This window comes from Nonomuraea indica (genome assembly GCF_002850745.1).
In the GTDB taxonomy this organism is placed as follows: Bacteria; Actinomycetota; Actinomycetes; order Streptosporangiales; family Streptosporangiaceae; genus Nonomuraea; species Nonomuraea indica.
The window spans coordinates 443,427-456,729 of record NZ_KZ559468.1; the positions used below are offsets into that span (position 1 = coordinate 443,427).

Genomic DNA, 13,303 nt, shown 5'->3' on the forward strand with positions numbered 1-13,303 from the left:
GGGGGTCGCGGTGGCACGCGCTCTCCGGCACGCCGGGACGCGGCACGCCCGCTTCCGGACACGCCGGAAGGCGGCACGGTCGTTCGCGGGCACGGTCGTTCGCGGGCACGGTCGTTCGCGGGCACGCCGGGGCGGCGCTCGCTCGCGGTGACGCCGGACGCGGCACGCCCGTTTCCGGGCAGGCCGGGACGCCGACGCGCCCGTTGACGGGCACGCCGGGTCCGCGTCAGGCCGACGGAGGAGAGCTGGGAAGGGGACGGTCGCTAGCGGCGCGGGGGAGAGGCCGGGGTCACGGCAGTGGGGGCCCCTCGCCGGTCCAGCCGGCCGTCAGCACGATCTCGGTCCGGCCGGGCGGCGCGTCGGAGCGGCCGCCGCCGGCACCGCCGCCCGCGCCGCCGGCACGGTCGCCGGTGCGGTCCGCGGCGCGGTCGGCGCTGGACAGCACCTGCGAGCTGGCCGGGTCGATGGTCAGGACGCGTTCGACGCCCGTGCCGTCGAGCATGAACGCGAACACCTGCCCCCGCCGCCCGGTCGGATCGTCGGCGGCGCCCAGGTAGCGGACGTTCGGCAGGTCGGCGAGCAGCCGGTAGGCGGCCGCCCGGACGGCGGGCGGGGAGGGCTTGCTCCACAGCAGCCCGCTGACCGCGTCGGCCAGCACCCCGTCGCCGGAGCCGGGCGGCAGCAGCGCCGCCACGCGGCGCCTGAGCGCCGCCGGCTCGGCGGGCAGCCGCTCGATGTCGCGCAGCGACAGGGCCCTGCCCGCCATGGTGAACGGCCTGGCGACGGGGGTGGGCGTCGATCCGGTGGCCGGTCCGGTGATCCAGGCGCGGCCGTCGCGCGCCGCCCACAGGGTGGTGACCCGCCCCGGGCCGGTCTGCCGCTTGACGCGCCAGTACCCGCCGCGCGGCGGAGGCTCCGAGGCCGCCGAGGTCGCCGCCGTCAGCAGCACGGACCTGCCGGCCGCCAGGTCCACGGGCGCCGGGCCGCGCTCGGCGGCCACCCCCTGCGCGTGATCGCGGCCCGGCCACGCCCCGCCGGCGACGACGTACGTGATCAGCACGGCGGCGAGCGAGGCCACCACGCCGGCCAGCGGCACCGTCCACGACGCCCGGCGGCGGGCGCGCAGGCCCGCCAGCCTGGCCCGCACCCGCGCCTCGAGCGCCGGGTCCGGCCGCGGCGGCCGGCCGTACAGGTCGCGCACCCGCTCCAGCTCATCCATGGTCGGCCTCCTCCAGCACCCGCATCGGGTTGGCCCCGCCCAGTGACGCGCGCAGCCTGCGCCGGGCGCGGTTGAGCCGGGAACCGACCGTGCCGTACGGGATGCCGAGCGCCGTGGCGACCTCGTCGTGGCTCAGCCCGGCGAGGGCGACCAGCAGCACGACGTCCCGGTCGCGCTGCGGGAGGTCGGCCAGCGCCGCCGCCAGGCTGGGACGCAGGCTCTGCGCGCTGACCCGCACCGCCACCCGGTCCTCCGGGCCGGGGGCGTCGGTGTCCACGCCGTAGCGGCCCAGCGCCCGCAGCGTGCGCGCCTCCAGTCGGCGGTGCCTGCCGACCAGCTTCGTGGCGATGCCGTACAGCCAGGTGCGCACGTTCGCCCGGGCCGGGTCGTACTGGGCGCGCTTGCGGAAGGCGACGAGGAACGTGTCGGCGACGACGTCCTCGGCGTGGTCCGGGCCGAGCCGCTGGGCGACGTAGCCGTGGATCTCGCCGAAGTGGGCGTCGAACACCGCCGCGAACGCCTCGTCGTCCTCCAGACAGCCCCGAACGGGCCCGGCCGGCCCCGCGGACACGGCGGGCGCGGCACGGCCGGTGTCCCCCGCGGCCCACGACAGCGCCGTCACGATGCTTCCCCCGTCATCTCCACCCTCCGGACGCGATCAAGCGGACGTCTCGTATCTCCCGATCCGCCGGATCACTTTCACGCGCCCCGCGGTGGACGGGCACGGCCCCAGCCCGCGGGATTCCGGGCTGGGGCCGTGCGTCCTGGCAAGAGCAGTGTTACAGCGGCGGGTTGGCGTTCTGCAGCAACTGCCGGAACTGGGCGGAGAACCAGTGGCCGGACAGCGGCGCGTCGGGCAGCGCCCCGCTCATGTTGTGGCCGTTCCGCTCGTTGCCGGTGTACGTCGGGTCGCACATCCGGTCGAAGCCCTTGCCCTCGTCGTTGTCGATCTGCCGGCTGGACCCGTCGGACTCACCCGGCGGCTTGATCCAGACGTAGGCGTCCAGGCCCGGAGCGGGGTTGGCGCGGGGCCGCTCGCCGAGGCCGGCGCCGCTCTGGTTGCACCAGTTGCCGGCGTGGAGGCGCCGGTCCACGCGCGACTGGTCGACGAAGGTGTTCAGGTCGGTGGAGGTGCTCGGACCGGTGGGCCGGGCCGCGCCGCCCCAGCCGTTGCGCGAGGTGTCGATGAGCATGCCGATCGTGCTCGGGAAGCCCTTCCTGATCAGCTCCTGGCGGAACGCCTGGGCGAAGCTCAGCTCGTCCACGTAGTCGTTCCAGTCGAGCCACCTCGACTGCCGCACCGTCGTGCCGTTGACCGTGGTGGAGATGGAGAAGTGCGGCTCGGTGAGCGCGGAGTAGTTGGCGGTGTTGGTGATGAAGCCGTCGATGCTGGCGTACCCGGCGGTGGTGCCGCGGGCCGTGGAGGCGATCAGGTCGGCGGTCGGGCCGAAGTTGGAGTTCCAGCCGATCCAGCCGTGGTGCGCGGCGTCGACGTAGGTGTAGACGTTCGGGATCGCGTGCAGCTTGTTCAGCGCGTACTGGACGCCCTGCACGTACGCGCCCGAGGTCTGCGCCTCCTGGCACTTGGCCAGGTTGAGGTTGGTGACCAGGTTCGGCAGCGAGTCGATCTCGATGATGGTCACGATCCGCAGGTCCGCGTACTTGGGATCGTTCATGATCTGGGCGATCGGGTCGATGTACTCGGTCTTGTACCTGGCGAGGCCGTTCTGGGCGATGAGAAGCTCACCGTTCGAGGCCAGCGCGGAGCAGTCGCGGTTGGGCAGGTTGTAGATGACGATCTGGATGGTCAGCGGCGCGCTGCCGTTCGCGGCGTCCTGGGTCACGGCCGCGTCGAGGTGGGCGCGCAGGCCGCGCCCGCTGGAGGTGCCGTTGATGGCGGCGATGCGGTCCATCCACACGCCGGTCGAGACGTTCGCCACGGCCTGGCCGCCCGGCTCGGCGGCGGCCTTGGCGGACCAGTCGGCGTTGACGTAGCCGGTGGCCCCCGCATACGGGTTGTCCACGTGGCCGTCCCCGCCGCCGCCGTCGTTGTCGGTCTCGGTGGCGGTGACGGTGACGCTGCTCAGGCCGCTGGAGGCGACGGTGACGGGCCTGCTGCCGTGGGCGGTGTCGGCGTCCTCGGCGGCGGAGACGGTGACGTTCTGCGCCGTGTTCCAGGTGGTCGGGGTGAAGGTGAGGCTCGCCCCGCCGGTGACGGTCAGGTCGGCGTCGCCGCCGCCGGCGGTGGAGGTGACGGTGACGTTGCCGGACGGCTGGGCGGCCAGGCGCACGGCGTAGGTGGCGCTGCCGCCCTCCGGCACGCTCAGCGCCGTCGGGGTGACCCGCAGCGCCTGCTCGCCGGGGTTGCCGGTGCCGCCGTCGCAGGTGACGCCGTTGACGGCGAAGGACGTGGGGTTGGTGTTCGTCCCGGTGTAGGTGCCGTTGAAGCCGATCGTCCAGCTCGCGCCGGTGGCCTGGTTGCCGTTGTAGGACAGGCTCGTGGCGGTGACGTCCTTGCCCGACTGGCTCCAGTCGGCCGACCAGCCGTTGGTCACCTGCTGGGTGCCCGGCCAGGTGTACGTCAGGCGCCAGCTCGTCAGCGGGTCGCCCGTGTTGGTGATGGTGACGTTGGCGCCGAAGCCGCCGCCGCCCTCCCATGCCTTGGTGTAGGTGACGGAGCAGGCCACCGCGGCCTGCGCTGCCGGAGCCGACGTCAGCGTCATGGCCAGGCCCGCCAGCAAGGCGGTGACCACGACGAGAAGGCGGTGTCTCATGTGGGGGGTTCCTCTCATGGGGGTGGGAGCGCTCCCATGCATAACCCGGATTCACGACGATGTACAGGCCGCGGTGAGTCGGCGCTCCGAAAGCGCACGAGCCGGATGAAACTTTCACCTGCCGATCAGTCGCCACCAGCGGGGTCACGCCCGAGTGGCCGAGCCGCCTGGGCGGGCGGCTGACCCCCGCCTACCATCCACGTAACCCCAGCTTATGGGAGCGCTCCCACCTCGTCCGAGAGGACCTCCATGAGACACCGCTTCCTCACCGCGCTCGGCGTCCTGCTGCTGAGCCTGTCCACGGCGCTCGTCGGCGTGGCGCACGCGGCCGTCGGCTGCTCGGTGACGTACGTCAAGGCATGGGACGGCGGCGGCGGCTTCGGCGCCAACGTCACCATCACCAACACCGGCGACCCGCTGACGAACTGGCGCCTGACCTACACCTGGCCCGGCACCCAGCAGGTGACCAACGGCTGGTCGGCCAACTGGACGCAGTCGGGCAAGGACGTCACCGCCACCAACGTCTCCTACAACGGCAACCAGGCCACCGGAGCCCGGTGGACCATCGGCTTCAACGGCACCTACACCGGCACCAACACCAACCCCACGTCCTTCGCCGTCAACGGCGTCACCTGCGACGGCGGCACCGGCAACCCCGGCGAGCAGGCCATCCAGGTCACGCCCGCCGCGGTCACCGTCCCCGAGGGCGGCAGCGCCACCTACGCCGTCCGCCTGGCCGCCCAGCCGTCCGGCAACGTCACCGTCACCTCCACCGCCGGCGGCGGCGACGCCGACCTGACCGTCACCGGCGGGGCGAGCCTCACCTTCACCCCGACCACCTGGAACACCGTCCAGAACGTCACCGTCTCCGCCGCCCAGGACGCCGACACCACGAACGGCAGCCGTACGATCGCCGTCGCCTCCAGCGGCCTGAGCAGCGTCACCGTCACCGCCACCGAGGCCGACGACGACGTGCCGCAGAACCCCTACCTGACGGAGTTCACCACCCAGTACAACAAGATCAAGGACCCGGCGAACGGGTACTTCTCGCCGGAGGGCATCCCGTACCACTCCGTCGAGACGCTCATCGTCGAGGCGCCCGACCACGGCCACGAGACCACCTCCGAGGCGTTCAGCTTCTGGCTGTGGCTGGAGGCCCAGTACGGCAGGGTCACCGGCAACTGGGCCCCGTTCAACAACGCCTGGAACGTGATGGAGCAGTACATCATCCCGTCCGCGGCCGCCCAGCCCGGCAACGCCGCCTACAACCCGAACGACCCCGCCGACTACGCCCCCGAACGGCCCCGCCCCAGCCAGTACCCGGTGGCGCTCAGCACCGGCGTCCCCGTCGGCCAGGACCCGCTCGCCGGCGAGCTGCAGAGCACGTACGGCACCCGCGACATCTACGGCATGCACTGGCTGCTCGACGTGGACGACGTCTACGGCTACGGCACGGGCCGCGGCGCCGACCGGACCGAGTGCGGCGACAACACCAAGCGCGTCACCTACATCAACACCTTCCAGCGCGGCCCGCAGGAGTCGGCCTGGGAGACCGTCGCCCACCCGTCGTGCGAGACCGGCCGCTTCGGCAAGCCCGGAGCCGGCTACCCGCCGCTGTTCATCCAGGGCGGCGGCGCCAACCAGTGGCGCTACACCAACGCCCCCGACGCCGACGCCCGCGCCGTCCAGGTCGCCTACTGGGCGCTGACCTGGGCCACCGCGCAGGGCAAGCAGTCGCAGATCAGCTCCACCCTGGCCAAGGCCGCCAAGATGGGCGACTACCTCCGGTACGCCTTCTACGACAAGTACTTCAAGAACCCCGGCTGCACCTCGACCTCGTGCCCGGCCGGCACCGGCAAGAGCAGCTCGTCGTACATGCTGACCTGGTACTACGCCTGGGGCGGCGACACCGGCGGCTCCTGGGCGTGGCGCGTCGGATCCAGCTCCTGGCACCAGGGCTACCAGAACCCGTTCGCCGCGTGGGTGCTGTCACCGGCCGGGCCGTCCGCCCTGCGCCCGCAGTCGCCGACGGCCGCCTCCGACTGGCAGACGAGCCTGCAGCGGCAGCTCGACTCCTACCTGTGGCTCCAGTCCGCCGAGGGCGGCATCGCCGGCGGCGCGACCAACAGCTGGAACGGCGACTACGAGCAGCCTCCGGCCGGCACCCCCACCTTCCACGGCTGGGCCTACGACCACCAGCCCGTCTACCACGACCCGCCGAGCAACCGGTGGTTCGGCTTCCAGGTCTGGTCGCTGGAGCGCGTCGCCGAGTACTACCACGTCACCGGCGACGCCAAGGCCAAGGCCGTCCTGGACAAGTGGGTGCCCTGGGCGCTGGCCAACACCACCTTCGGACCGGGCGACAGCTACCGCATCCCCAACGACATGACCTGGTCCGGCGCCCCCGCCGCCAGCTACACCGGCAGCCCCGGCGGTCCCGGACCCAACCCGGGCCTGCACGTCACCGTGGTCAACCACACGACCGACGTCGGCGCGACCGCCGCCTACGCCCGCACCCTCACCTGGTACGCCGCCAAGTCGGGCAACGCCGCCGCCAAGGCGGGGGCCAAGAGGCTCATCGACGGCATGCTCGCCCACAAGGACGCCAAGGGCGTCGGCGTGACCGAGACCCGGGCCGACTACAGCCGCTTCGACGACCGCCACGACGACGCCACGAACACCGGCCTGTACATCCCGCCGGGCTACACCGGCACCATGCCCAACGGCGACGCGATCAGCGCCGGAAGGACGTTCCTCGACATCCGCTCCTTCTACAAGGACGACCCGGACTGGGACAAGGTCCAGGACCACCTCGACGGCGGCCCCGCGCCGACGTTCACCTATCACCGTTTCTGGGCGCAGGCCGACGTCGCCATGGCGGCGGCCGACTACGGCACCCTCTTCCCGAACGGATGACCGCACGGATGGGCACGAGAATCGCCGCACTCCTCGCTCTGCTCGCGGCCCTGGTGCCGGCCCCGCAGCCCGCGTCCGCCGCGACCGGGCTGCGGGTCAGTGGGACCCGGGTCATCGAGGCCGACGGCAGCCCCTTCGTCATGCGCGGCACCAACCACGCCCACACCTGGTACGCGTCCCAGACGAGCTCCTTCGCCGCCATCAAGGCGGCAGGCGCCAACACCGTCCGCGTCGTGCTCAGCGGCGGCCGCTGGACCCCCAACACCGCGGACGACGTGGCCGGCGTCATCGCCCTGTGCAAGCAGAACCGGCTGATCTGCGTGCTGGAGAACCACGACACCACCGGGTACGGCGAGCAGAGCGGCGCCTACACCCTCGACCAGGCCGTCACCTACTGGATCGGCCTGAAGAGCGTGCTGGCCGGCCAGGAGAACCACGTCGTCGTCAACATCGGCAACGAGCCGTTCGGCAACAACGCCGTCACGCCCGGCTGGACCCAGGCCACGTCCGCCGCCGTCACCCGGCTGCGCGAGGCCGGGTTCGAGCACCTCATCATGGTCGACGCCCCCAACTGGGGGCAGGACTGGCAGGGCGTGATGCGCGACGACGCGGCCACGGTGCTGGCGGCGGACCCGCGCCGCAACGTCGTCTTCTCCGTCCACATGTACGGCGTGTACGACACGGCCGCCGAGATCACCGCCTACCTGGACGCCTTCCGCACGGCCGGGCTGCCCCTGGTGATCGGGGAGTTCGGGCACCTGCACTCCGACGGCGACCCCGACGAGGACACCATCCTCGCCCAGGCGCAGAGCCGCGGCCTCGGCTACCTGGGCTGGTCGTGGAGCGGGAACGGCGGCGGCGTCGAGTACCTCGACCAGGTCACCTCGTTCGACCCGGCCCGGCTCACCCCCTGGGGCGAGCGGCTGTTCAACGGGCCCGACGGCGTCCGGGCGACCGCCCGCGAGGCGGCCGTCTACGGCGGCTCCGGCGACACCGGCCCGCCCACCGCGCCGGCGGACCTCGCCGCCTCCGGCGTGACGGCGGGCGGCGCCACGCTGACCTGGACGGCGTCCACCGACGACACCGGCGTCACCGGCTACGACGTGTTGCGGGCCGGCGCGTCGGGGCCGTTCGCCGTGGCCGGCACGACGGCGGCGACCCGCTTCACCGCCACCGGCCTGTCGCCGGAGACCACCTACCGGTTCCAGGTGCGGGCCCGTGACGGCGCCGGCAACACCTCGCCGGTGTCGAACACGGTCACCGTCACCACGCCGGGCGGCTCCGGTGACGCCGGCTGCGCCGTCACCGGCACCGTGCAGAGCCAGTGGGGCACCGGCTACGTGGTCCAGCCCGTCACCGTCACCAACGACGGCGACTCGGCCACCACCGGGTGGACGGTGACGCTCACCCTGCCGGCCGGCCACACCGTCACCGGGTCGTGGAACGCCGCCGTGTCGATGAGCGGGCAGACCATCACCGCCCGCAACCTCGCCTACAACGGCCGGCTGGCGCCGGGCGCCGCCACCACGTTCGGCTTCCAGGCGGCCCGGCCGGGCGGCGACGGCGCCGTACCCACCGGCTACGCCTGCGTGGCGGCGCCCTGAGATCCCGGGGTTCAGGCGGGCCGGAAGACGGCGGCGATCTCGGCGAGCAACCCGTCGAGATCGCCGCTCAGCCCCGGCTCGACCGCTCCCTCCCGCAGCCGGTCGTCCAGCTTGCGGCGCACCTCGGCGACCTGCCGGGCCGAGGCCGCGTGCGCCAGCGACTGCCGCAGGTCCAGCGCCACGTCGGACCTGATCCGCCCGGCGGCCGCACCCGCGGCCAGCGCGCCGTGGAAGCGGTCCACGGCCCGGGGCAGCGACCGTGACACGAGGGCGTAGCCGGGGGAGGCGGAGACGAGCGGAGCGGTGGGGGGAAGGCGGGTGGACGGCTCCTGCCGCCCAGGCTCGGATCCCGCCGGGGGCGCCGCGGGCGAGGACGTGGTCGCCGGGGGTGCGCCGGAGGACGGCGCGGCGGGGGGTGTGGCCCGGGGCACGGCAGGTGACCGGCCGTCGGCCACCGCCGGAGACCGGGGGCCCGCCTCTCGCGACGGCCACTCGGGTACGAGCCACAGCGCCGTCCCGGCGAACGCCGCCAGCGCCACCGCCGTGGCCCCGCGCCGCAGCCCGCGGCCGAGCCGCGCCCTCGCCAGCGTCCGGGTGAGCCGCTCGGCCACCTCCCGGGCGGCGGGCCGCGCCGCGGGATCCGGGTCGAGACAGCGCTGGCACAGCACCGCCGGCTCGTACGGCACCCCTGCCGGTCGCGGCCCCGGTGCCGTCCTGCGGGCCGTCTCCAGCTCCTCCCACGTGGTCTCCGGGTACGGCGTGACGCCGGTCAGCATCTGGTGGAGCAGGACGCCCAGGGCGTACACGTCGGCCGCCGGATGCACGGGCGCCCCCGTGACCCGTTCGGGCGAGACGTACGGCGGCGTCCCCCGCTCGTCGTCCGGGTCGCCGGCCACGGCGGCGATGCCGAAGTCCAGCAGCTTCGGGCCCGACGCGGTCAGCAGCACGTTCTCGGCGGAGACGTCGCGGTGCACGATGCCCTGCTCGTGCGCCGCCTCCAGGACCCGGGCCACCCGCGCCGCCGTCGCCACCGCCTCCCGCCACGGCAGCGGCCCGGCCAGCAGCCGCTCGGCCAGCGGCACCCCGTCGAGCAGGCGCAGCACCACGAACGCCGCCACCCGGCCCTGCGCCGTCACCGTCTCGCCGTAGTCGTAGACCTCGATCGCGTCCGGATGCGCCAGGCGGGCCGTCGTCCTCGCCTCCTTGCGGGCGAGCTCCCGCTCCTCCTGGAGCACCTTCACCGCGACGAGCCGCTCCAGCGCCCGGTCGTGCGCCCGCCACAGCACCGACGTGCCGCCCGTGGCGATGCGCTCCAGCAGGACGTACCTGCGCGCCAGGACGTCGCCCGGCTCATGCCGAATCACGGACGATCAGCTCCGCGGGCAGGATCGGGTTGACCGAGGCGGTGCCGGACAGCAGCAGCCGGGTGGCGATCGAGGCCAGCTCCTCCACCGGCTGGCGGACCGTCGTCAGCGCCGGGGTGACCCGCCGCGCCACCGGCGCGTCGTCGAACCCGATGACCGCGACGTCGTCCGGCACCCGGCGCCCGGCCCGCGCCAGCGCGTGCATGGCGCCGGCCGCCATCAGGTCGGAGGCGCAGAACACCGCGTCCAGCCCGGGCGCGCGCCGCAGCAGCCACTGCGTCGCGTGGGTGCCCGACGGCAGGGCGAAGTCACCGTACGCCACCGGCGGGTCGGGCAGCCCCGCCTCGCGCAGGGTGGCGACGAACCCCTCCAACCGGTCCTGCGCCGCGGGCAGCGTGGGCGGGCCGGAGACCACGCCGATCGTCCGCCGGCCGGCCAGCAGCAGGTGCTCGGCCGCCTGCCGGGCGCCGTCGCGGTTGTCCACGTCGGCGTAGGGCACCTTCACGTCGTCGGGCGGGCGGCCGATGCCGCGCACCGCCACCCCCGACGTCGACAGCGTGATCGCCAGCGGATGCCGCTCGCGCGCCGCGATCAGCAGCACCCCGTCGGCCGAGCCGGTCAGCACCGGCAGCGCGCCCGGATCGGCCGGCGGCACGGTCATCACCATGAGCGGCAGGCCCAGCTCCGCCAGCACGTCGCCGCTGGCCGACAGGAACCGCGCGTAGTACGGGTCGGAGAACAACCGGTGGAGATGGTCGCAGATGACCACGGCCACGCCGCCGGCCCTCCGCCGGGCGGGCGTCCCGCGCGGGGCGCGGTGCCGTACGTAGCCCAGCCGGGACATGGCGTCGTACACCTGGCGGCGGGTCGACGTGCTGACCCTGACCGTGCCAGTCAAGACCCGCGAGGCGGTCGCGGGGGAGACACCGGCCTCGGCTGCTACCTGCGCGAGCGTGGGCAGATCGGTCACGATGCACCTGGCCCAAGATCTGTTGGGAGCGCTCCCTAAACTACCAGTGTTTCCGCCTTGTTAACAGATGCAGTCACCATCGCGAACGCTCCGCACCCCCGCCCGTGCGGGGCATGCCGCTCATCCCAGCAGCTTGCGGGCGGCCTGCTCGATCTCCTCCTCCGACAGCAGAACGTGGTGCGCGGCCTCGCCCAGCGGAATGAAGCTGTCAGCCGAGGTGACCCGGTCGATCTCCCCGGAGAAGCCCGCGTCGAGCAGCTCGGTCGCGATCCCTTCGGACACCCCGCCGGTGCGCCGGGTCTCGTCGGCGATCAGCACCTTGCCCGTCAGCTCCGCCGCCCGCAGCAGGTCGTCCACCGGCAACGGCGCCAGCCAGCGCAGGTCGAGCACCCGGCAGCCGTAGCCCTCCTGGGTGAGCCGGACGGCGGCGCGCAGGCTCATCCGCAGCCCGTTGCCGAAGGTCACGATCGTCAGGTCGCGCCCGTCGCCGTAGGAGCGCGCCCGCCCGATCGGCACGTGCGTCTCGCTCCAGCGAGCGGGCGGCACGTACGGCGCCAGCCAGCCGCCGTCGCCGTCCTCGAACAGGTCCCTGGTGTTGTAGAGCGCGATCGGCTCCAGGAACACGCAGACCGACCCCTGGGTGCGGGCGGCGGCCAGGCAGGTGCGCAGCATCGAGGCGGCGTCGTCGGGCCGCGCCGGCGAGGCGATGACCAGCCCCGGGATGTCGCGGAGCGCGGCGACGGCGTTGTCGTTGTGGAAGTGGCCGCCGAACCCCTTCTGGTAGGCGTAGCCGGCCACCCTGACCACCATCGGGTTGACGTAGGAGCCCTGGGAGAAGAACGACAGCGTGGCCGCCTCACCGCGGATCTGGTCGAGCGCGTTGTGCAGGTAGGCGAGATACTGGATCTCCGGCACCGGCAGCATGCCCGACACCGACGAGCCGAGCGCCAGCCCGAGGATCGCCTGCTCGTCGAGGTGGGTGTCGAAGACGCGTCCGGGGCCGAACCTCTTCTGCAGGCCCCTGGTCACCCCGTAGACGCCGCCCTTCTTGGCCACGTCCTCGCCGAAGACCATCATCTCCGGGTGGACCGCCAGGGCGTCGGCGAGCGTGCGGTTGATCGACTGTGAGAGCGTCATCGGCTTGTCGGCCTCGGGCAGGGATCCGGCGAACGCCTTCTCCCGCACCGTGGCCTCGGCCGCGACGGGCGCGATCTTGGCGATCATGTCGGGCCGCCTGGGCGCCAGCGGCCGCATGACCTCCTCGGCCGAGCCCAGGCGGGGCCGCCGCGTGGTCTCCAGGGCCAGGCGCAGCACGTGCTCGCGCGCCGACTCGTACGAGCGCAGCAGCTCCTCCGGCGTGACCAGCCCGGCCGCCACGAGCAGCCGGGCGGTGCCCACCAGTGGGTCGCGCTCCAGGTCGGCGCGCAGCTCCCGCTGCGTGCGGTAGGCCGACTCGACGTCGGAGCCGGCGTGCCCCATCAGCCGGACGGTGGACAGGTGCAGGAACGCGGGGGAGCGGCGGGTGCGCACGTGCTCCACCGCCCGGACGGCGGCGGCGTAGGAGTCGGCGAGGTCGCAGCCGTCGGCGGAGAAGTACTCGACGCCGGGGCGGCGGGCCGCCGCCTCCACCCAGCCCCGGGGGGTGCGGACGCTGATGCCGATGCCGTTGTCCTCGCAGACGAACAGGATCGGCATCGCCTGACCCTGGTAGGTGGCGTAGGCGGCGGTGTTGAGGCCGGTCAGCGCCGTCGCGTGGTTGAGCGAGGCGTCGCCGAAGCTGCACACCGCGACCGCGTCACGGGGCCAGGGCGAGCGCACGTCCAGCGCGCGGGCCCGCTCGATGGCGAAGGCCACGCCCACGGCGCGCGGCAGGTGGCTGGCGATCGTCGAGGTCTGCGGGATGACGGCCAGATCGGGATGGCCGAACACCTTGTGCCGCCCGCCCGCGATCGGCTCCTCGACCGAGGCGGCCAGGCCCATCAGCACGTCGCGCAGCCCCTCGTCGGGCAGCCGCCCCGCCTGCTCGGAGCGCGTCAGGTAGAAGGCGCCCGACCGGTAGTGCAGCAGCGCCGGGTCCGTGGGCCGCAGCGCGGCGGCGACGGCGGCGTTGCCCTCGTGGCCCGCCGAGCCGATCGTGTAGAAGCCCTCGCCCTGCGCGCGCAGCCAGCGGGCCGCGATGTCGAGGAGCCGGCTGTCCACCTGACGCTGGAACAGCGTGCGGCACAACTCGCCGGTCAGTGGGCCCCCCTCGCGAAGAGGACGGCCGGGATCGCGGGCCGTGCCCGCCTCCAGCGTCGTGACCGCCTGGATGAAGTGAGTCTCAACTGTGTCCCGCGCCACGAACCCGATTATGTCCTCACCGGACGGCTCGCGTCTCCCCGTCGGTCCGGACATGTTCACGACCTGCCCGATTGACCCGGATCACAAGGAACTTGTCAGATTTGTGAACCTAAAGG

8 protein-coding genes are annotated in these 13,303 nt (G+C 73.6%); 2 read left to right on the top strand and 6 right to left on the bottom strand.

The annotated features are described in order from the left end of the window. Positions 1-289: 289 nt before the first annotated feature. The 3 genes from CXR44_RS09805 to CXR44_RS09815 form a co-directional block, all read right to left on the bottom strand. Entirely contained in the window at positions 290-1,219 is a 930-nt protein-coding gene (locus CXR44_RS09805; RefSeq protein ID WP_101784766.1) for a hypothetical protein, read from the bottom strand. Further along, positions 1,212-1,841: an RNA polymerase sigma factor gene (locus tag CXR44_RS09810; RefSeq protein WP_342748535.1), complete on the bottom strand. Its 630-nt coding sequence runs from the start codon at positions 1,839-1,841 to the stop codon at positions 1,212-1,214. The genes CXR44_RS09805 and CXR44_RS09810 overlap by 8 nt, the downstream gene beginning before the upstream one ends. Before the next feature lie 157 nt (positions 1,842-1,998). Then, positions 1,999-3,993: a glycoside hydrolase family 6 protein gene (locus CXR44_RS09815; protein ID WP_245899026.1), complete on the bottom strand. Its 1,995-nt coding sequence runs from the start codon at positions 3,991-3,993 to the stop codon at positions 1,999-2,001. A 249-nt stretch (positions 3,994-4,242) separates the two neighbouring features. Between CXR44_RS09815 and CXR44_RS09820 the strand changes: the two genes are divergently transcribed. Together CXR44_RS09820 and CXR44_RS09825 are read left to right on the top strand one after the other, a co-directional pair. Further along, positions 4,243-6,909 (top strand): glycoside hydrolase family 48 protein, encoded by a 2,667-nt coding sequence (locus CXR44_RS09820; RefSeq protein WP_101784768.1) that lies wholly within the window; start codon positions 4,243-4,245, stop codon positions 6,907-6,909. An 8-nt stretch (positions 6,910-6,917) separates the two neighbouring features. Next, positions 6,918-8,513 (top strand): cellulase family glycosylhydrolase, encoded by a 1,596-nt coding sequence (locus tag CXR44_RS09825; RefSeq protein WP_101784769.1) that lies wholly within the window; start codon positions 6,918-6,920, stop codon positions 8,511-8,513. Positions 8,514-8,524: 11 nt separating this feature from the next. Here the strand turns inward: CXR44_RS09825 and CXR44_RS09830 are convergent, their stop codons facing one another. From CXR44_RS09830 to CXR44_RS09840, 3 genes are all read right to left on the bottom strand, one after another. Further along, on the bottom strand, positions 8,525-9,877 hold the full coding sequence (locus CXR44_RS09830; protein ID WP_101784771.1) for a serine/threonine-protein kinase: 1,353 nt from the start codon (positions 9,875-9,877) through the stop codon (positions 8,525-8,527). After that, the gene (locus CXR44_RS09835) at positions 9,864-10,847 is read right to left on the bottom strand and encodes a LacI family DNA-binding transcriptional regulator (RefSeq protein WP_101784773.1); all 984 of its coding nucleotides are present in this window, start codon (positions 10,845-10,847) and stop codon (positions 9,864-9,866) included. Before CXR44_RS09835 ends, CXR44_RS09830 begins: the two co-directional genes overlap by 14 nt. A gap of 120 nt (positions 10,848-10,967) precedes the next feature. Then, positions 10,968-13,187 (bottom strand): thiamine pyrophosphate-dependent enzyme, encoded by a 2,220-nt coding sequence (locus tag CXR44_RS09840; protein WP_101784775.1) that lies wholly within the window; start codon positions 13,185-13,187, stop codon positions 10,968-10,970. Positions 13,188-13,303: the final 116 nt, after the last annotated feature.

What these genes read in the sequence shown, in the direction of transcription:
- CXR44_RS09805 (WP_101784766.1), bottom strand. Translation starts at nt 1,219, where the DNA reads ATGGATGAGCTGGAGCGGGTGCGCGACCTGTACGGCCGGCCGCCGCGG.
- CXR44_RS09815 (WP_245899026.1), bottom strand. Translation starts at nt 3,993, where the DNA reads ATGAGACACCGCCTTCTCGTCGTGGTCACCGCCTTGCTGGCGGGCCTG.
- CXR44_RS09820 (WP_101784768.1), top strand. Translation starts at nt 4,243, where the DNA reads ATGAGACACCGCTTCCTCACCGCGCTCGGCGTCCTGCTGCTGAGCCTG.
- CXR44_RS09825 (WP_101784769.1), top strand. Translation starts at nt 6,918, where the DNA reads ATGGGCACGAGAATCGCCGCACTCCTCGCTCTGCTCGCGGCCCTGGTG.